This window comes from Bacillus sp. GC_Bacil_1 (genome assembly GCF_026540675.1).
Lineage (GTDB): Bacteria > Bacillota > Bacilli > Bacillales > Bacillaceae_G > Bacillus_A > Bacillus_A cereus.
On sequence record NZ_JALNUG010000021.1, the window covers coordinates 1 to 20,890 of the forward strand.

Sequence of the window (20,890 nt, forward strand, 5' to 3'; positions counted from 1 at the left end):
CCTTGTGGCTCCTGTTTTTTCGTTCAATTACTTTGTTTCTGGTTGAAACTTGTATGGAATGGCTACTTCTAACAAAGATTCAAATCCTCCGCCATAGTATGGGAAGCGCTCATTCGCAATTGTTCGACCCACCCACTCTATTGCAGAAATTTCACCTTCATCTTCCGCAATAAGTTCACCTTTTACTACATTCGCTCGGAATGTAAAAAATAGTGCATGATTCCCTGATTCTTCAAAGAATTTTTCATTGATCGCAACAAGTCCACCTAACGCAGCAGTTAAACCTGTCTCTTCTTTCACTTCTCTTATTAGTGCTTCCTCTAATATTTCACCTTTTTCCACAGCCCCGCCTGGCAATGACCAAACGTTTTGTTCTACATTATGTACCATTAATATTTTATCTGTTTCTTCGTCATGTATTAGTGCATATACGACATCAACTCTTTGCATGTTGCATTTCCCCTTCAATTAACTCATCCATTGTAAATAAGGAGTGCAACTGCAATCCATCTTCTAATAAGTTATCTCTTCCTTCTTTTGTTCGTTCAATCACACCTAGAACATGATTAACTTTCGCACCTAGTTCTCTTAAATCTTTCGTGCTTAATAATATTTGACCGCCTGTCGTAATGACATCTTCAACAACACAAACATTTTTCCCAGCAATATCAACACCCTCTGCCAACTTACATGTGCCGTACTTCTTCGCTTCTTTTCTTACAAATACGACTGGTATACCTGTTTGTAAAGATAATGCCGTTGCTACTGGAATTCCTCCCATCTCTAAACCAGCGAGTGCTTCTGTATCAGGAGGAATGAGCTCTTTCAACTGTTTAGTAATTTCTAATAACAGTACTGGATTAGATTCAAATAAGTACTTATCAAAGTATTGATTTGATACTTGTCCTGATCGAAGTTTAAATGTTCCCGTTAAACGTGACGTATTGTAAATTTCCTTTGCTAACTCCCATTTCTCCATTCCTTGTCTCCCCTTTACACACAAATTAACTCATTCTATCACATTTGTAATTATTTGCATATTCCCAAAATACAAATAAAAAGAGTCGATTCCTAAGAATCGACCCTTCCTATTAATTCATCACTAACTCAGCTGCAAGCTTTTTTTTTAACTTAGCCAGCATGTCAGTTGTCATTTTATCTAAATCGTATTCTGCTTTGAAGCCCCACTCTTTCATTGCTGCTGTTGCGTCAATAGAGTTTGGCCAGCTATCAGCGATTGTTTGACGAGCTGGATCTACTGCATAATCCATTGTAAACGTCGGAATGTGTTTACGAATTGACGCTGCAATTTGCTCTGGCTCGAAGCTCATTGCTGTAATGTTAAATGCATTTCTATGCACTAGCTTACTTGGATCAGCTTCCATTAATGAAATGATCGCTTGTAAAGCATCAGGCATATACATCATGTCCATGTACGTTCCTTCAGCAATGTATGAGGTGTATGCACCTTTTTTAATCGCCTCATAATAAATTTCAACTGCATAATCAGTTGTTCCGCCTCCTGGAGGAGCTACGTAAGAAATTAAACCTGGGAAACGGACACCGCGCGTATCTACGCCAAATTTTTGATGATAATAATCACACAGTAATTCTCCCGCTACTTTGTTTACCCCATACATCGTAGTAGGACGTTGAATTGTATCTTGCGGTGTATTATCTTTTGGCGTTGATGGACCGAATGCACCGATAGAACTTGGCGTGAAGAACTTACAGTTTAATTCACGAGCTGCTTCTAGAGCATTTACAAGTCCACCCATATTTAGGTTCCATGCAAATAGCGGATTTTTTTCTGCTGTTGCTGAAAGTAAAGCTGCTAAATGAATAATTGTATCTACTTCATTACGCTTTGCGATATCATGTAGTTTTTGTCCATCTGTTACATCTAACGTTTCAAATGGACCAGACGTTACTACTTCACTATCTGTTTCACGAATATCTGTTGCAATAACATTTGATGCGCCGTATACATCACGAAGTTTCATTACTAGTTCAGAACCAATTTGCCCTAAAGAACCGGTTACTAGAATTTTTTTCATTTTCCCCACTCCTCATTTGCAAGCTATTCAAAAGATGTCGTTACTTAAATGATGCCCATTTCTTTCCCTACTTTTTCATACTTACGAATTGCTTCATCTAACATTTCTTTCGTATGAGCTGCTGTAGGCATATTACGAACACGACCTGTTCCTTTTGCTACAGTTGGGAACACGATAGATTTTGCGTATACGCCTTCTTCATTTAGACGTTTACTAAATTCTTGTGTTAATACTTCGTCCCCAATAATACAAGGTGTAATTGGCGTTTCACTTTCCCCAATGTTAAAGCCAAGTTCTTTTAACCCTTGTTTTAAATAGCGACCGTTTTCCCATAGACGATCATGTAACTCTGTGCTTTCCATTAAGATTTCAATTGATCTCATGCAAGCTGCCGCATCAGCTGGTGTTAATGCTGTAGAGAATAAGAATGGACGTGAACGAACTTTTAACCAGTCAATTAAGTTTTGTTTCCCTGCTACATATCCACCAATTACCCCAATTGCTTTTGATAATGTACCAATTTGGAAATCAACTTTATCAGAAAGACCGAAGTGCTTTACAGTTCCTGCACCTTTTCCAAGTACACCTGAACCGTGTGCATCATCTACGTATGTCATTAAATCTAACTCTTCTGCAATCTCAACAATTTCTGGTAGTTTTGCAACATCTCCATCCATTGAGAAAACACCGTCTGTAATTACCATTAATTTATTGTAAAGACCTGATTCTTTCGCCGCGATTGCTTTTTGGCGTAAATCTTCCATATCAGAATGTTTATAAACAATAATTTTTGCTTTTGATAGACGACTACCGTCAATAATAGATGCATGATTTAATTCGTCTGAAAGAATCGCATCATTTTTATCCATAACAGCTGAAATCGCTGCCATATTACAGTTAAATCCTGATTGATAAGCAATTGCTGCTTCTGTATGTTTAAACTTTGCAATTGTTTCTTCTAACTTAATATGCAAATCTAAAGTACCGTTAATTGTACGAACAGCCCCTGCTCCAACACCGTACTTATGAATAGCACCAATTGCTGCTTCTTGCAAACGGCTATCTGTTGCTAATCCAAGATAGTTGTTTGAAGATAAGTTAATATATTCTTTTCCGCCAATTGTAATGATTGGTCCATTCGAACTCTCAAGCGGATCAATTACGTTATAAAGCCCCTTTGATTTTAAATCCTCTAAATTTTCTTCTAAAAATTTCGCAAGTGTTTTACTAGACATTGTGAAGCCTCCCATCGTTCATGTAAGCGGATTATTGTCTTAATAGTTCTAATAATCCCTCTACTAGCTTAACACGTTTTCAGAATTTATTATAGAAAAATAGTTTAAAGTAACCGCTTACAATTCTAGATTATATATGATTCATTACAATAAATCTATCATTTACTTTTCATATTTGAGAGAATTAAAAAAATATTTAGGGAGGCTTCAAACATGGCATTTACAGAATCTGATGTATACAATAACACAGCATTTTTCGAACAATATATGAAACGAAAATACCGAGAAAATAGCCCAAATGAATCCATTGAAAAACCAGTATTCTTTCAGCTCATTGGTCATGTGCAAGGAAAACAAATTCTCGATTTAGGCTGTGGTGATGCTAAGTTTGGTGCGGAATTATTAGAAAAGGGATGCTACTCTTACACCGGCATTGAAGGCTCCGAGCTTATGTATGGAAAAGCTAAAAAACAACTAGAAAATAAAAATGGATGTGTTCATTTTTTAAACCTCAAAGATTATACCTATCCCTCTTCCACTTTTGATTTAGTAACCTCTAGACTCGCCTTACATTATATTGAACATCTTGATATCATTTTTCAAAATGTGTTTCAAACTTTAAAAACAAATGGCACCTTTATCTTTAGCGTTCAACATCCCGTTATTACTTCTTCATTTGAAAGCTTACAAACAAGTGGTAAAAGAACGAGTTGGCTCGTCGATGATTATTTTAAACTAGGCAAACGGGTTGAACCATGGATTGACCAAGAAGTTATTAAATATCATCGTACAACGGAAGAGTATTTCACATTATTACAGCAAGCTGGATTTACCATTACATCATTAAAAGAAGCTACACCAAATCCAACCTATTTTCAAGATGAAGAAGAGTATAAACGTCGCTTACGTATTCCTCTCTTCCTCTTATTTTCTTGTACCAAATAAAAAAAACGATGACTCACTCATCGTTTTTTTATCTCATTGCCTGAGCAACTTCTTTAACTACACGTCTTCCTCTTCCGTGAGGGATACAAAGCGGTGTTCCAAACAACGGATCCGTACTAATTTGACACTCCATTCGGAATACATCACGTACTAGTTTCTCATCTACCACTTCTTCAGGTTTACCTTGTGCATATATTTGTTTATCTTGAATTGCTACAATGTTATCTGCATAGCGGCATGCTAAATTCAGATCATGTAATACCATAACAATTGTTCTTTGTTCTGTTTCATTTAATTCGAATAATAAATCTAGCACTTCAATTTGGTGAGTCATATCTAAGTATGTAGTTGGCTCATCCAGTAAAATGATATCTGTATCTTGTGCAAGTGTCATTGCGATCCAAGCACGTTGACGCTGCCCACCTGAAAGAGCATGCACATCACGCTCAGCAAATTCTGTCATACCTGTTGCTGCAAGTGCCTTCTGTACCATTTCCTCGTCTTTTTCTGACCATTGCTTCAGCCATGTTTGATATGGATAGCGTCCTTGCTTTACAAGTTGTAATACTGTAAGTCCTTCTGGTGCTTGTGGTCCTTGCGGTAAAATCGCCATTTGACGAGCAATTTGCTTCGTTTGCATACTTTGAATTGCTTGATTATCTAAAAAAATATCACCATTTGTTGGCTTTAATAATCTGGCTAGTGAACGTAATAAAGTTGATTTCCCGCAACCGTTAGAACCGATAAAAATTGTAATTTCTCCTTTTGGAATTTCTAAGTTCAGCTCATCAATAATAATTGTTTCACCATAAGACAACGTCAAGCGTTTCGTCTCCAATGCTTTTTGCATATTCATCTCCCTTTATGAATTCCGACTTTTATAAAGTAAATAAATGAAATAAGGTGCACCAATTGCTGATGTAAATACCCCTGCTGGAATTTCAAGTGGTGTGAAAATTGTACGCCCTATTAAATCTGCAGCAAGTACTAGAATTGCACCGACAATAGCTGCAACTGGGAGTAATGCACCGTATAAAGAACCAACTAATCTTCGTGAAATATGAGGTGCCATTAAACCGACAAATCCAATCCCTCCGGCAAAAGCTACCGCACCACCAATTAAAGCTGTACTAAGTAATAACATAAATACACGCGACTTCGTTAAAGGAACCCCAAGTCCTACCGCTATATCATCCCCTAGCTCTTGTGCATTTAAATGCCTAGCTGCGATAAATGATATTACTGTTAAAATGAGAACCCAAGGCGCAAGTACCATAACATTTTGCCAAGAAGAGCCGTAAACGGTACCCGTAATCCATACATTCGCTTGGCTCGCTTGATAAATTGGTGCTAGCAACATAAATAATGTTGTCGCCGCCTTCGTTAATGCCCAAAATCCAACACCAATTAAAACGAGACTAATTGGTGATAATCCATCATTTTGCCATGCAAATAAGTATACAAAAACCGCTACAATCGTTGCTCCTGCAAAAGCTGCGAGCGGCATATAATGAATACTTACCGTTAGTGCATTATTTTTATCACTAAATAACGCTAAAAATAATACAACTGCGACACTTGCCCCGCCCGTAATCCCGATGATATCAGGAGAAGCAAGTGGATTTCGAACGAGCCCTTGTAAAATACAGCCCGCTACCGCAAGCGCAATTCCTACGAGGATAGCAATTAAAATACGTGGCATACGAAACTTATTTACAACCATATTTGACATTGCATCGCCATTTCCGGTAATTGCTTGCCATACGTCATAAGGAGCAATTTTCATGTCTCCCATACCTGCGCTCGCAAAGAATAATCCTATTAAAACAACTAGTAAACTTAACAAGACGAGACAAGCTCGTTTATACATTAAAAACGAGAGCTCGCCTTTTCCTATACGAAACGGAATATATTTCTTCATTTGCTAAGCCCTCTCTTACGTGCAATATAAATAAAGAACGGTGCTCCAATAAATGCTGTCATAACTCCTACTGGTACTTCTTGTGGCATAATGACATATCTTGCTGCTATATCAGCCAATATTAGTAGTATTGCACCTAACAATCCGCTATAAGGCACTCTCCATCTGTGGTCAACTCCAACAAGAAATCTAGCAAAATGCGGAGTAATAATTCCAATAAATCCAATTGGGCCAGCAACCGCAACTGAACCACCAGACAATAGTACAATAATAAGTAACACGAATGATTTCATTAAAATTGTTCGTTGTCCAAGTCCTTTCGCGACGTCTTCTCCCATCATCAATGTATTTACTTTCCCTGCCATCATAAGAGATGCAATCCATCCTATTAATAAATATGGGAATACAGATTGTAAAATTTCTAACTTTCTCCCTTGCACAGATCCGGCAAGCCAAAATAATACCTCTTCAAGCGCTTTTTCATTTAACACAAGTAATCCTTGTGTTAATGATGAAAATAACGCACTAATTGCGACCCCTGCTAACGTTAACTTAAGAGGAGTAGTCCCTTCTTTTCCTAAAGAACTAGAAGCAAATACAAGTACAGCGGCAACCGCCGCTCCTAAAAAGGCAATCCATGTGAAAGCTGATAATGATGTTACTGAAAAGATTACAATTGCTACAACTATGAAGAACGCAGCACCTGAATTTAATCCAATAAAATCTGGAGAAGCAAGTGGATTCTTAGTTAAAGTTTGCATAAGACAACCCGCGATGGCTAAACTAGCACCAACACTTGCTGCTATAAGTGCCCTTGGAAGGCGCACATTTTGAATAATAATATGTTCATTAGAACCATTAAAATGGAAAAAAGCATCTAGCGCTAATTTCCAGCTCGTATTTGTATATCCGAAAATAATACTTCCCCAAATACAAATAACGACTGCAATGATTCCAACAAATAATCCAATCCATTTTGCTTGATTTGTTTTTAATAACATGCAGCGTTTCCCCTTCAATGTATAATGATACGTTGTAAGTGTATTTCAACTTAATTCTTATTGTCAACGGAAATGAGAATTATTTTCAACCATATGTATTGACAATCAAAAGATAAAGGCTTAATATCATGCTTGCTATTGAAAAATATTCTCAACATGTAGGGGGTACATAATGAATTTCATGCGGAAAAAATCGTTTACAGTATTTGTATTTTTACTAGCATTTTCAATGCTTTTAAGCGCTTGTGGAAAATCAAATAACAAAGAAGAATCTACAAAAGAAGATAATAAAAAAGAAGTGGTTACTGTAGAACATGCAATGGGTAAAACAGAAGTTCCTGCTAATCCAAAACGTGTAGTTATCTTAACAAATGAAGGAACTGAAGCTTTACTTGAATTAGGTGTGAAACCAGTTGGTGCTGTAAAGTCTTGGACTGGTGATCCATGGTATCCACATATTAAGGATAAAATGAAAGATGTAAAAGTTGTTGGTGATGAAGGACAAGTTAACGTTGAAACAATTGCTTCTTTAAAACCAGACTTAATTATCGGTAACAAAATGCGTCACGAAAAAGTGTACGAACAACTAAAAGCAATTGCACCTACTGTGTTCTCAGAAACATTACGTGGGGAATGGAAAGATAACTTCAAATTTTATGCAAAAGCATTAAATAAAGAAAAAGAAGGTCAAAAAGTTTTAGCTGATTACGAATCACGTATGAAAGATTTAAAAGGCAAACTTGGCGATAAAGTAAATCAAGAAATCTCTATGGTTCGTTTCATGCCTGGTGATGTTCGTATTTATCATGGCGATACATTCTCTGGTGTTATTTTAAAAGAACTTGGATTTAAACGTCCTGGAGATCAAAACAAAGATGATTTTGCAGAGCGTAACGTATCTAAAGAGCGTATTTCTGCTATGGATGGTGACGTATTATTCTACTTCACATTCGATAAAGGAAATGAGAAAAAAGGATCTGAACTAGAAAAAGAATATATAAACGATCCTCTATTTAAAAATTTAAATGCCGTAAAAAATGGTAAAGCATACAAAGTCGACGATGTTATTTGGAATACAGCTGGCGGTGTAATGGCTGCTAACCTATTACTAGATGATATCGAAAAGCGCTTTGTTAAATAATTTCATTCTAACCAGCTCTCTCTTTGATGGAGCTGGTTTTTTCATTTCACTGAAGTGTCACATTATTTCATTTTGTATTTTTATTCCCAATATGTTATATTATAAAAGTAAATAGAATATATTTTCTTTATATCAGAATAGATTTTTTAATCTAAATTTTCTGATTAATCACTATTTTATTTTCTTTTAGAATTCAATTATTACATTTGAAAACGCTTATCATCTCGTTTTCAGGGCAAAATACAGTAACGGTTGAAGAAAAATAGAACTTTTTTAGAAATTTTCTTTCTATTTCCATATAATTCTATTGACTTCTAAATATTTTGTAAATTAAAATGATTACATAAATATCCGTTATACAGGATTAGGGGGAAACAAACATGGATGCAGCTTTAAAATTAGACAAAGCTGGAGAGCAACAATCACCAAAAAAACATCCACCAGGGTTATACTTGTTGTTCTTTACAGAGGCATGGGAAAGATTTAGTTATTACGGAATGCGTGGCTTATTAGTTCTTTATTTAACAACGAGCTTAGTAAGCGGCGGTTTAGGATTTGATAAAGCAGTTGCAGTTCAAATTTACGGTATTTTCACAATGCTTGTATATTTCACACCTATTATTGGTGGTTGGTTAACTGACCATTTCATTACGAAGCGACATGCCATTACTATTGGTGGTATCATTATGGCGCTTGGTAACTTCGTACTATTTTCAATGAATACGAAAACTGGACTATTTTTAGGATTAGGATTATTAGTTATCGGTAACGGATTCTTCAAACCGAATATTTCGACTTTATTAGGTCAATTATATAGCGACAACGATTCTCGTCGTGATAGTGCCTTCACTATCTTCTACATGGGGATTAACTTAGGAGCTCTTATCGCTCCATTCATTTGCGGGTACTTCGCAGATTATAGATACGGTTTCTTAACAGCTTGTATCGGTATGATTATTGGACAGATTGCATTTAACTTATTAGCACCTCGTTACTTAGGATCAGCTGGAACAACAGTTGTGGGTAAAAAATCTAAAGAACAAAATGCAAAAGCTGTTGAGAAAAAACCTTTAACACCACAAGAGAAAAAACGTACTGTTGCAATTTTAATTTTAACTTGTTTCGTTGTATTCTTCTGGGCAGGCTTTGAACAAGCTGGTAGTTCTTTAACACTTTACACAGATAAGTTCGTAGATCGTACAATTGGTGGATTTACAATTCCAACACCTTGGTTCCAATCTGTAAACCCACTATTCATTATCTTACTAGCATTACCTGTTTCTGCGTTATGGATTAAGCTTTCAAAAACAAAAAATGGTGATTTAAAAATCCCAACAAAAATGGCATTAGGTATGATTTTACTAGGGATTGGATATTTAGTTCTAACTTTAGCTGTTTTAAAAACTGGTAGCGATGAAGGTAACATTACAATGAAAGCAAACTTACTATTCATTGTATTCACTTACATGTTCCACACAATCGGTGAGTTATTCTTATCACCAATCGGATTATCTATGGTAAGTGCAATCGCTCCTGTTAAATTAGCATCATTATTAATGGGTGTATGGTTAGCTGGTACTGGCTTCGCAAACTTATTAGCAGGACAATTAGCCGCTTTCACTCAATCTTTAGGATATTTAGAAGTATTCGCAAGCATCGGTATTATCGTAATTGTACTGGGATTAGTACTTCTTATGTTCTCTAAGAAAATTGCACATATGATGGAATAACAAAAAGACGCTTCTAAAATTAGAAGCGTCTTTTTTATTATTTCTCCTCTAAAGCTGTCACGTCCACATGAACGCTCTCACCAGGATTAGATACATCATACACTTGAGCACTCCCCTTCTGCTCATCACAGCTCTCAATCCATACTGGTACGCCCTCATATGTAACGTCAATTCTACTTGAAGAAGATAAGATTTGTTTCACACGTTTCACATCCATACTAATATCCCTCCTTTTGCTTACTACACTCCTTTCTATTTTTTCTTTTCCTTTTAGAATATATTCCGTAAAGCAGCATGTTGATTGATAGTCATTTCTTCCTCACATGCTAATATTTACTCTCTCGCTACCTTTCCGACAAATAAAAAAAGACGTATATTCTACACGTCTTTTTCCATAATATTCAAATTTTAAGAAAATAATGTTTTTACTACCGCACTTACTTTATCATTATGGATTTGGTAATACACTTCTAATCCTCGTCTTTCAAAGCGCACTACTTTATTTTGCTTTAACTTCGTTAAATGTTGTGAAACCGTTGATTGCGGAATTTCTAATACTTCCTGTAGTTGTGTTACATTACATGTTCCTCTTTGCATAAGTTCCATTACTAGACGTAGACGAAGTGGGTGAGCTAACGCTCTTAACATTTGTACATCTTCTTCTGAAATACGACATTCGAATTGATTTTGGCTCATAAAGTTCCCCTCATTTTCGTTTTTATTTGCGTTTTTATGTTCTTTTTATTTATTTATATATCTGTTCTTATATTTCCTGTTACGACATAACTTTATCAACCTATAAAGCCGAAAAATTTTTCCATTTTCATCAACAAAAATTCAGGAAAAAATCCTTGTTGATTTTGAATATTATACTATATGATATAACGAAAAAGCAAAATAATGGCCTACGAATACTTTGCTTGCAAACGTTGTTTTATCAGGCTTTTTGTTATATTTTCACCTCATTGAAATGCACAGTAACGGTATTGTAAAATACCGTCTATAATTGATAACCTATCGTAATGTAGCTGAACTATACTTAACCTCTTTGTTACGCTAAAAGGAATTTTCAGTAAAAAGAGATGATGTGGTATTAAAAATTTGTTTCTAATTTTTTATTCGTATTGCAAGCGGTTGGACTGTTGTGCCAAACTTCCTATTAAATCTACTCACCATTCCTCCCTCACTAGATCAAACAGGACAGATCAGTTCATATATCAAACTTTATACTCGATATAAAAGATGCATCTAATATACGCCTATAAGGAACATGCCATCTGAATAAGCAAAATAATATGCAAATAACTTATACAGCACACTTAAATTCATTTGAGTGTGTTTTTTGTCTACTTTATGAACAAAGCTTTTCTTTTAACACTATTATGGAATAATTATACTTTTTTACGTTGACAATAGTGTTGAAGGAGAATATACTAAGCATGTAAGTTGATTGTGAATAGTTTCACAAATAATGTGAATTTCTTCACATATAATAGATAGGAGTTGTCATTATTATGAGTACTTGGACACAAATTTATGACCCATTAAACAATATTTGGCTATCTGCACTAATCGCAGCACTTCCAATCTTTTGTTTCATCATTTGTTTAATGGGATTCAAAATGAAAAGTTACATGGCTGGTCTTTATAGTGTGATTGTCGCTATTATCCTTGCAATATTTGTTTATAAAATGCCAGCAACAGTAGCTGTAGCATCTGCCGGATTCGGTGTTTTATCTGGATTTTATCCAATTTGTACTATCGTTATCGCCGCAATTTTCCTTTACAAATTAACTGTTAAAACAGAGCAATTCAATATTATTCGCGATAGTATTTCAAGCATTACAAATGATCAACGTTTACAAGTATTATTAATCGCTTATTCTTTCGGTGCTTTCTTAGAAGGCGCAGCTGGTCTAGGGGTTCCAGTTGCTATTACAGCTGCACTACTTGTAGGTATGGGATTTAACCCATTAAAAGCAGCAGGTATTTGTTTAGTAGCTAATATCGCTGGTGGTGCTATGGGTGCTATGGGTATTCCAGTTACAGTACCAGCACAATTAACTGAACTTGACGCATTAACTATCGGTCGTCAAACTGTTCTTATTTTACCTTTCATTAGTATCATCTTACCTTTCTTACTTGTTTCAATGGTCGATGGAATTAAAGGTATTAAAGAAACTTGGCAAGGTATTCTTGTAAGTGGTGTTTCTTTCGCAATTACTCAATTCGCTGTAACTTACTTCTTAGGTGCAGAACTTACTAATATTTTCGCAGCCGTTGTAAGTATGATTGCTCTTGCATTATTCTTACGTGTTTGGCAACCAAAATCTTCTACTAAAGAAGAAAAACAAGAAACTAAAGTATCACATACATTCAATCAAATTTTATATGCTTGGTCTCCATTCGTATTCTTAACTGCATTTGTAACAATCTTTAACTTAAAACCGATTAAAGCTTTATTTGCTCCAGATGGTGCGTTAGCGAACTTAGTATTTAACATTCAGTTCCCTGGTCTTCATAATGCTGTTATGAAAACTACACCAATTACAAAAGCTGATACACCTTTCGCAGCTGTTTTCAAATTCGATGTATTCTCTTCTACAACTACTGCGATTGTACTAGCAATTATCGTTTCACTTATCGTTTACCGCGTAAAAGGTAAAATGGTTAAAGAATTAATGATTGAAACAATGAAAGAATTAAAAGCTCCAGTATATACAATTTGTAGCGTTATCGCTTTAGCTTACGTAGAGAACTACTCTGGTATGTCATCTACACTTGGACTTGCATTCTCTTCTACTGGTAATGCATTCCCAGTTCTTTCTCCAATCTTAGGATGGATTGGCGTATTCATTACAGGTTCAGTAGTTTCAAGTGGTTCTTTATTCGCACCACTTCAAGCAGTAACAGCAGACCAGTTAAACATCGTTCCTTCTACACTCGTTGCCTTAAACGTAGTAGGTGGTACAATGGCAAAAATGGTTTCACCACAATCTGTAGCAGTTGCTTGTGCCGCAGTTGGACTAGTTGGGAAAGAATCTGCTCTATTTAAAACAGCAATGAAATACAGTTTAATCTTCTTAGCTGTTATTAGCTTACTTCAATTAAACGCTGTATTTAATATCTTTTAAAAATAAAACACCGATCCAAATGGATCGGTGTTTTTCACATTACATTTTTTTATTTTTTAATAAAGAAGCTCCAGCAATTTCAGGGTGAGTCATTTCGAATGGATCTAAAATAATATCCAATTCCTCTTCTGTCAGTACACCATGTTCTAAACATAACTCCCTAACAGATTTTCCTGTTTCAATTGCTTCACGTGCAATACGAGATGCTGCTTCATAACCAATATGAGGATTAACTGCTGTAATAATTCCAACACTTTTCTCAACATATTGCTTCAGCAATTCTTCATTTGCTGTAATTCCTTCAATACAATATTCACGGAATACACGGAATCCATTATTCATAATACTTATAGATTGAATTAAATTAAATACAAGCACAGGCTCCATTACGTTTAACTCTAATTGTCCTGCTTCTGATGCTAAGCAAATTGTATGATCGTTTCCGATTACTTGGAATGCGACTTGGTTAATCACTTCTGCCATAACTGGATTTACTTTACCTGGCATAATCGATGAACCCGGCTGACGTGCTGGCAATTGAATTTCAGCTAACCCAACACGTGGACCAGACGCCATAATACGAAGATCGTTTGCAATTTTAGACATGTTCATCATACATACTTTAAGTGCTGCAGATACTTCTGTGTATGCATCTGTATTTTGCGTTGCATCAACTAAATGCTCTGCACCAACAAGTGGGAATCCACTAAACGTTCTTAAATGTTTTACCACTTGTTCAATATACGTAGGATTTGCATTTAATCCTGTACCAACAGCTGTCGCCCCCATATTCACTTCATATAAATGTTGACGAGACTGTTTAATTCTTTTTATATCACGCTCAAGCACTCGGCTATACGCTTCAAATTCTTGTCCAAGGCGAATTGGAACTGCATCTTGTAAATGTGTGCGTCCCATTTTAATAACGTGATCAAACTCTTTTGCTTTTTTACGAAAAGCAGAATGAAGTGCTTCCATTGTAATAAGAAGCTCTTCTAACATCATAAGAGTTGCAATATGAATCCCTGTTGGAAACGCATCGTTCGTTGATTGGGCCATGTTCACATGAGTGTTTGGACTAATTTTCGCATACGCACCTTTTTCATACCCCATACGTTCTAACGCTCTATTCGCAATTACTTCATTTGTATTCATATTAATAGAAGTTCCGGCTCCGCCTTGAATAGGATCCACGATAAATTGATCATGAAACTTTCCATCAACAATTTCTTGCGCTGCTTCTGCAATTTCATGTCCAATGTCTTTAGCTAAATAACCAGTATCTATATTCGCAAGTGCCGCCGCTTTTTTCACGATTGCCATTGCTGTAATGAGTGATGGATGAATGCGATATCCTGTAATTGGGAAGTTTTCTACGGCACGTAATGTTTGTACACCATAATAAGCTGCATTTGGTACTTCTTTTTCACCTAAAAAATCTTTTTCTATACGTATATCCTTCGTTGCTATCATTTTTATCACCTATACTTTTTCATTCTAAATCCTTATCCAAAAAATCCGCCCTCTAAAAACACGAGTATCATTCAGAAGAATTTTTCAGTATCCACCTTCACTATATAGCACCTTTTTTGAAAGCGCAAACATTTATTTTTCTGTATATCCTTTTTATTAAAGTTTATAGAAAATCATTCTTCTACTTTCCTTATTTCCACTCGTTTAATTTGATGCATATCCTTTTCAAGGACTTTAAAATAAAAACCGTGTTTCTCAATAACATCTCCTTCAGCAACGATTTGTTTTTGTACCATAATCCAGCCACCAATTGTATCTACATCATCAGCAATTAAATGTATGCCAAGCAAATCATTTACTTCACTAATAAGCACTTTTCCCTCTACGATTTTATAACCTTCACTTACATGCTCTATAGGTGGATTCTCATCTTCATCGTATTCATCTCGAATTTCTCCAACAATTTCTTCTAAAATATCTTCTAGTGTAACAATCCCTGCTGTACCACCATATTCATCATACAATACAGCTAATGGAATGTGTTTTCTTTGCATTTGTAATAGTAAATCATGAATTGGAATATTTTCTAGCACTTCAATAACTGGCCTTGTATATGGCATAATCGAGCACTCCTCGTCCCGATTCCCATCCATATAACGAATAAATAAATCTTTTACATTAACCATCCCAATAATTTCATCTTTATCTTCACCAAATACAGGATATCTCGTGTACTTTTCTTGTGCGATTACTTTAATATGTGTTTCAAATGGTTCGTCCTCATATAAGCCTACAACTTCCGTACGAGGTACCATAATTTCTTTTGCTACTCTATTATCAAATTCAAAAATATTATTTACATATTTAAATTCCCTTTGGTTAATCTCTCCGCTCTCATAGCTCTCAGATAAGATTAACCTTAATTCTTCTTCTGAATGAGCTACTTCATGTTCAGAAGCTGGATGTAATCCGAATAAACCAGTTACAACCCTCGCTGAACCATTCAAAGCCCAAATAAACGGATACATAACTCGGTAAAAATAAATAAGTGGTTTCGATAACAATAAGCTAACTTGTTCTGCTTTTTGTATAGCAAATGTCTTTGGAGCAAGTTCCCCAATGACAACATGTAAAAATGTAATTACTGCAAAGGCAATAATAAATGAAACTGTACTGGAAATTGCAGGTGAGAATTGTAATTTTAAAAACAACGGCTCGAGTAAATGTTTAATAGTTGGTTCCCCTAACCACCCGAGCCCTAAAGCAGTAATTGTAATACCTAGCTGACAGGCCGATAAATATTCATCTAAATTTGAAGTTACCTTTTTAGCTGCCAGTGCACCTCGTCTTTTTTCGCTAACGAGTTGATCAATACGACTGCTACGTACCTTAATAATTGCAAACTCAACAGCCACAAAAAATGCTGTTAACCCAATAAGAATGACTACCATCAATAATTTTAAAATATCCACATATGTCCTTTAGCTTTCTTAGCTAAAGTTACACCTCCTTTTAAAAAGAAGTTTCACTTTAGTTTCTTCAATTATTGGAAAGCAACTCTATATAAAATCCACCAATTTTCAAACCTCATACAATTCTAAAGGTAAACCATCGGGATCTTGGAAAAAGACGAATTTCTTCTCCGTTATTTCATCAATACGGATCGATTCTGTCTCAACACCACATTGATTTAAATGCTTCACAGCTTCTTCTATATTTGTAACAGCAAATGCTAAATGTCTAAGACCTGCTGCTTCTGGAAAACTTTTGCGCTCAGGCGGATTTGGAAATGAAAATAATTCGATTTGATACTCTTCTCCTACACATAAATCTAATTTATAAGAATCTCGTTCCTTTCTATATACTTCATTCAGTTCTTTAAATCCTAATATTCTAGTATAAAAATACTTTGACGTCTCATAATTCGAACAAATAATTGCAACGTGATGCACTCTACATATATTCATACTCTCTCTATTCCTTTCTTTACCAAAGATGCATATTCTCTCTTGAAATGAAAAACATATATAGCAGAATATCTCTTTTAGGGGGCTTATCATGAAATTCATTACTTTTTTCGTCGGACTAATTGTTGTTTTCTTGCTCGCTTATATTGCTAGCAATAATAAGAAGCATATTAAATTTAAACCAATTTTTATCATGCTTATTATACAGTTAATTTTAACCTATTTACTACTAAATACAGAAGTCGGCCTCATACTAATTAGAATCATTTCCAGTTTGTTTACCAAGCTACTCGAGTATGCTGCTAATGGAATAAATTTCGTATTTGGTGGTCTTGCAAATAAAGGTGAAATGCCATTTTTCCTTAATGTATTATTACCAATCGTCTTTATTTCTGTTTTAATTGGCATATTACAACATTTCAAAATACTACCATTTTTTATTCATTGGATCGGGTACTTTCTTAGTAAAATAAATGGTCTTGGGAAATTAGAATCTTACAACGCTATTGCCTCTGCCATTGTCGGCCAATCAGAAGTTTTTATTACAGTGAAAAAGCAATTAGCTCAAATTCCAAAACACCGTCTTTATACACTTTGTGCCTCTGCTATGTCAACCGTATCTATGTCTATCGTAGGTGCCTATATGACAATGATTGAACCTAAATATGTAGTAACTGCACTCGTTCTCAATTTATTTAGCGGTTTTATTATCGTACTCATCATTAACCCTTACGACGTTAAAGATGACGAAGATATTTTAGAAATCAAAGGTGAAAAACAGAGCTTTTTTGAAATGCTTGGAGAATACATTCTTGATGGTTTTCGTGTAGCCATTGTTGTCGGCGCTATGCTCATCGGATTCGTCGCATTAATTAGTTGTATTAATGACCTGTTCCTCATTATATTCGGTATTACGTTCCAACAATTAATCGGCTATATATTTGCACCTATCGCATTCCTTATCGGTGTACCAAGTTCTGAAATTGTCGCAGCTGGCAGCATTATGGCAACGAAGCTTGTAACAAATGAATTTGTTGCAATGATGGACCTCAGTAAAATTTCTAATAGCCTTTCCCCCCGTACAGTTGGTATTATTTCTGTTTTCCTTGTGTCTTTTGCCAATTTCTCTTCCATTGGTATTATTTCAGGTGCGGTAAAAGGACTAAACGAGGAACAAGGAAACGTTGTTGCGAGGTTTGGCCTTAAATTACTATATGGAGCTACTCTCGTTAGCATTTTATCTGCAATTATCGTAAGCATTATGTTGTAATTAGGTAAAATTTTATCATTTTCTTATCTCTATCTTTTGTATACAATAACGAATAGGTGTCTTATAAATAATCAAGACATCTATTTTTTATACATGTACAATCGCTTTTATTTAGCGTAAAATATTTTTTATGTGTTTGAATACACTTCTAAATGTATACACTTTGATAGTTTTAAAGGAGAAAAAATGATGAAATCCGACACGAACAACAATAAGCGAGCCAAAAAAGGACGCTCAAAGAAAAAACGCCTACTTTGGTTCCTTCTTATTCCATTACTAATTGTAGCACTTGGAGCAGGAGGCTACTCCTTCCATATATACAGTAAAGCAAAGTCCGTCTTAAATAATGCTTATGCTGAACTAGGTCGAGGAGATAAGTCCAGTAAACGTGAAAAAGCTGTTAAACCTATGACCGACAACATTTCCGTACTTATTATGGGTGTTGATGAAAGTGAAATTAGGGAAAAAGGTTATGGAAAAGCGACTCGAACAGATGCGTTATTACTTGCAACAATTAATAAAAACGATAAATCCGTTAAACTTGTAAGCATTCCACGTGACTCACGCGTCTACATTAAATCACGTGATAAATACGATAAAATTACACATGCGCACGTATTCGGTGGTGTAGACAGCACAATTGATACGGTAGAGAACTTTTTAGATGTTCCAGTTGATTACTATGTAAAATTCAACTTTAAATCCTTTATTAAAATTGTTGATTCTCTTGGTGGTATTACTGTAGACGTTCCAGTTGAGTTCACAGAGCAAAATAGTAAAGATGAAGCAGATGCAATTCATCTTAAAAAAGGACGTCAACATTTAAATGGAGAAGAAGCATTGGCGCTAGCTAGAACTCGTCATATCGATAGTGATTATATGCGTGGCCAACGACAACAGCTTGTATTAGAGGCCATTGCTGAAAAGGCACTATCTCTTAATTCCATTAATAAAATCGGTGGCCTACTAGACGCTGTCGATAAGGATTTAAAAACCAATTTAACGTTTGATGATATGATGACAATTACAAAAAATTCAATGGATTCAAATTTAAAGATGGAAAAAATGCAAGTAGAAGGTACAGATAAATATATAGGTGGTATTTATTATTACGTTCCAAATGAAAAAAGCGTCGACACTATTTCAACTACCCTTCAAAAACATCTCGGTGTTACGAATAAAAATGAACATAAAAAATTATAATAAAAAGGCTGCTAGATCTTTCTAGACAGCCTTTTTATTATATTTTTCAACATATTTTTCATACACATTGTGACAAGAAGTGACAATTATTACAGCTATGTAACATTTTTTATGAAAACATTACACACACAGTGAAAATAATAGTATACTAGTACGTACATAATGTTATTTTCATCATTTTTATACAAAAAATGTAATACATATATTTATACATAAATTTCTGGGGGGAAATAAATGAAGCTAAGTAAAATACTGATTGGTTCTGCAATTGCTGGGGGCATATTACTTTGTGTAGGCGGTGTTGGGGGATATCAATATGTATCCAAATTAAATAATCAATTAAATACTACCGCATTACCAAATACTACATTTGAAGGTATTTCTCTCGAAGGAAAAAATAGGAAAGATATTCAAGCAATTATTAATCAAAAGGTAACTGAGTTAGATCAAAAATCCCTTACCTACATATTCCAAAACGATAAACAAACTTACACATGGAAAGATTTAGGGATAAATTATAAAGAGAAAGATATTATTGACAAAATCTTCAAAGAACAAGAAGGAAACGTAATGAATCGTTACAAAATGCGTAAGCAAGCTGAAAACGGTGAATTAAAACGTGACTATAAATTAACACCACAATTAAATGCAACAGCTTATGAAACCTTTATAAAAGATAAATATAATGAAACATTAAAAAATCCTGTTAATGCAGAATTGAGTATTGAAGGCTCAACAGTAAATGTTAGTCAAAGCCAAAACGGAGAAAAAATTGATAAAGGGAAACTAAACGATTTAACAAACGAAGCTATTACTACTGGTAAATCAGATGTTACATTGCCAGTTACATTTATAAAACCAGAACGTTCTACAGAAGACATACAGAAAATGGGTATCAAAGAAGTCATCGCTGAATATTCTACTCCAATGGCCGGCCGTAACGGAAATCAATCATTTAACGTAAATAAGTCAGCCAATACTTTAAGTGGGGTTATTGTCGCACCTGATGAAACGTTTAGTTTTAACGGCCGCGTTGGCGTAACTGATGCTGCACATGGTTACAAATCTGCAGCAGTATATTCACAAGGTAAAGTAATACAAAGTGCAGGCGGAGGAGTTTGCCAAGTCAGTAGTACATTATACAGCGCAGCTTTAAGGGCAGATTTAGGCATTGTTTCTCGAAGCAATCATTCTATGCCGGTAAATTATTTACCACTTGGGCAAGATGCAGCAGTAGCAGATTATGGTCCAGATTTAAAATTTAAAAATAATACGGGCAATCATATTTATATTCAAGCATTTTCAAATGGAGGTAGTATTACTACACGCATTTTCGGTACAAATACTGGTAAAAATGTTGAAGTTTCTTCTCAAGTAATTAGTAGGACTAGTGATAAAATAACAGCGGTTACGTATAAAAAAGTAACACAAAACGGGGAAGTAATATCAAATGGACAAATTTCAAAAAGCGTATATAAAAGCGCTCCAAAAGAATAGATAATATCCACCGAATAGCATAAAGAAAAAGGCGTGATTATATCACGCCTTTTTCTTTTGCAGTAATAGTAAAAAAGTTTCAAGATGGTCTTTCGTTTCTTCTAAAGACCACATACGATTGCCTTGCTTCGCAGCTAATACACACGCCTCTTCCCACGCGTTCTTTTTCTTCATATTTATTAATTCATCACGTAATTTCAAAACAATTTCTTCGTCTTCTTGTTCAATAAACTCTTCCATCACGCTTACTATTTCATCCTCATGAATACTTAACGTACAGTACGATTTAAGAAAGTATTGTAATGTCGTATACATA

At 35.0% G+C, this 20,890-nt stretch carries 20 protein-coding genes; 7 read left to right on the top strand and 13 right to left on the bottom strand.

All coding sequences use genetic code 11. The features are described from left to right. Positions 1–27: 27 nt before the first annotated feature. From OXT04_RS24570 to OXT04_RS24585, 4 genes are all read right to left on the bottom strand, one after another. Positions 28–450 (bottom strand): NUDIX hydrolase, encoded by a 423-nt coding sequence (locus tag OXT04_RS24570; protein WP_098854713.1) that lies wholly within the window; start codon positions 448–450, stop codon positions 28–30. Then, positions 437–979, bottom strand: a complete 543-nt coding sequence (gene pyrE / locus OXT04_RS24575; RefSeq protein ID WP_000417032.1) for an orotate phosphoribosyltransferase — start codon at positions 977–979, stop codon at positions 437–439. Before pyrE ends, OXT04_RS24570 begins: the two co-directional genes overlap by 14 nt. A gap of 112 nt (positions 980–1,091) precedes the next feature. Continuing rightward, entirely contained in the window at positions 1,092–2,057 is a 966-nt protein-coding gene (locus OXT04_RS24580) for an L-threonine 3-dehydrogenase (protein WP_000723124.1), read from the bottom strand. Between the two features lie 44 nt (positions 2,058–2,101). Further along, a complete protein-coding gene (locus OXT04_RS24585; protein ID WP_000095906.1) occupies positions 2,102–3,292 on the bottom strand; it encodes a glycine C-acetyltransferase in 1,191 nt (396 codons plus the stop codon). A gap of 213 nt (positions 3,293–3,505) precedes the next feature. Between OXT04_RS24585 and OXT04_RS24590 the strand changes: the two genes are divergently transcribed. Next, positions 3,506–4,237 (top strand): class I SAM-dependent DNA methyltransferase, encoded by a 732-nt coding sequence (locus OXT04_RS24590; protein ID WP_098854714.1) that lies wholly within the window; start codon positions 3,506–3,508, stop codon positions 4,235–4,237. Between the two features lie 28 nt (positions 4,238–4,265). On the opposite strand, the gene OXT04_RS24595 is transcribed toward OXT04_RS24590, so the two are convergent. From OXT04_RS24595 to OXT04_RS24605, 3 genes are read right to left on the bottom strand one after another with little or no spacing between them, the layout of a single operon-like run. Next, positions 4,266–5,087 (bottom strand): ABC transporter ATP-binding protein, encoded by an 822-nt coding sequence (locus OXT04_RS24595; RefSeq protein ID WP_098854715.1) that lies wholly within the window; start codon positions 5,085–5,087, stop codon positions 4,266–4,268. Between the two features lie 12 nt (positions 5,088–5,099). Then, positions 5,100–6,158, bottom strand: a complete 1,059-nt coding sequence (locus tag OXT04_RS24600) for a FecCD family ABC transporter permease (RefSeq protein WP_000760059.1) — start codon at positions 6,156–6,158, stop codon at positions 5,100–5,102. Continuing rightward, a complete protein-coding gene (locus OXT04_RS24605) occupies positions 6,155–7,159 on the bottom strand; it encodes a FecCD family ABC transporter permease (protein WP_000925211.1) in 1,005 nt (334 codons plus the stop codon). The genes OXT04_RS24600 and OXT04_RS24605 overlap by 4 nt, the downstream gene beginning before the upstream one ends. Before the next feature lie 172 nt (positions 7,160–7,331). On the opposite strand from OXT04_RS24605, the gene OXT04_RS24610 reads away from it, so the two are divergent. Then, a complete protein-coding gene (locus OXT04_RS24610; RefSeq protein WP_098854716.1) occupies positions 7,332–8,300 on the top strand; it encodes an ABC transporter substrate-binding protein in 969 nt (322 codons plus the stop codon). A 380-nt stretch (positions 8,301–8,680) separates the two neighbouring features. After that, positions 8,681–10,030, top strand: coding sequence for a peptide MFS transporter (locus OXT04_RS24615; RefSeq protein ID WP_000338315.1), 1,350 nt, complete (start codon positions 8,681–8,683; stop codon positions 10,028–10,030). A 37-nt stretch (positions 10,031–10,067) separates the two neighbouring features. Here the strand turns inward: OXT04_RS24615 and OXT04_RS24620 are convergent, their stop codons facing one another. After that, the gene (locus OXT04_RS24620; protein WP_000382679.1) at positions 10,068–10,247 is read right to left on the bottom strand and encodes an acid-soluble spore protein H; all 180 of its coding nucleotides are present in this window, start codon (positions 10,245–10,247) and stop codon (positions 10,068–10,070) included. Between the two features lie 191 nt (positions 10,248–10,438). Next, positions 10,439–10,726, bottom strand: coding sequence for an ArsR/SmtB family transcription factor (locus OXT04_RS24625; protein WP_000081428.1), 288 nt, complete (start codon positions 10,724–10,726; stop codon positions 10,439–10,441). A gap of 818 nt (positions 10,727–11,544) precedes the next feature. Between OXT04_RS24625 and OXT04_RS24630 the strand changes: the two genes are divergently transcribed. Continuing rightward, positions 11,545–13,164, top strand: a complete 1,620-nt coding sequence (locus OXT04_RS24630; protein ID WP_000109093.1) for an L-lactate permease — start codon at positions 11,545–11,547, stop codon at positions 13,162–13,164. Positions 13,165–13,203: 39 nt separating this feature from the next. On the opposite strand, the gene aspA is transcribed toward OXT04_RS24630, so the two are convergent. From aspA to gloA2, 3 genes are all read right to left on the bottom strand, one after another. Beyond that, positions 13,204–14,637 carry an aspartate ammonia-lyase gene (gene aspA / locus OXT04_RS24635; RefSeq protein ID WP_000562125.1) on the bottom strand — a complete coding sequence of 478 codons (1,434 nt, stop codon included), beginning with the start codon at positions 14,635–14,637 and terminating at the stop codon, positions 13,204–13,206. 173 nt (positions 14,638–14,810) lie between these two features. Beyond that, positions 14,811–16,109: a hemolysin family protein gene (locus OXT04_RS24640; RefSeq protein ID WP_000353320.1), complete on the bottom strand. Its 1,299-nt coding sequence runs from the start codon at positions 16,107–16,109 to the stop codon at positions 14,811–14,813. Between the two features lie 108 nt (positions 16,110–16,217). Then, positions 16,218–16,604: an SMU1112c/YaeR family gloxylase I-like metalloprotein gene (gene gloA2, locus OXT04_RS24645; RefSeq protein ID WP_001017682.1), complete on the bottom strand. Its 387-nt coding sequence runs from the start codon at positions 16,602–16,604 to the stop codon at positions 16,218–16,220. A gap of 91 nt (positions 16,605–16,695) precedes the next feature. On the opposite strand from gloA2, the gene OXT04_RS24650 reads away from it, so the two are divergent. From OXT04_RS24650 to OXT04_RS24660, 3 genes are all read left to right on the top strand, one after another. Further along, on the top strand, positions 16,696–17,874 hold the full coding sequence (locus OXT04_RS24650; protein WP_000668876.1) for a NupC/NupG family nucleoside CNT transporter: 1,179 nt from the start codon (positions 16,696–16,698) through the stop codon (positions 17,872–17,874). Between the two features lie 186 nt (positions 17,875–18,060). Next, positions 18,061–19,077 (top strand): LCP family protein, encoded by a 1,017-nt coding sequence (locus OXT04_RS24655; protein WP_267418242.1) that lies wholly within the window; start codon positions 18,061–18,063, stop codon positions 19,075–19,077. Positions 19,078–19,311: 234 nt separating this feature from the next. After that, a complete protein-coding gene (locus OXT04_RS24660) occupies positions 19,312–20,574 on the top strand; it encodes a VanW family protein (protein ID WP_098854718.1) in 1,263 nt (420 codons plus the stop codon). Between the two features lie 42 nt (positions 20,575–20,616). Here OXT04_RS24660 and OXT04_RS24665 read toward each other — a convergent pair whose 3' ends face one another. Continuing rightward, the gene (locus OXT04_RS24665) at positions 20,617–20,889 is read right to left on the bottom strand and encodes a hypothetical protein (protein WP_000288803.1); all 273 of its coding nucleotides are present in this window, start codon (positions 20,887–20,889) and stop codon (positions 20,617–20,619) included. Position 20,890: the final 1 nt, after the last annotated feature.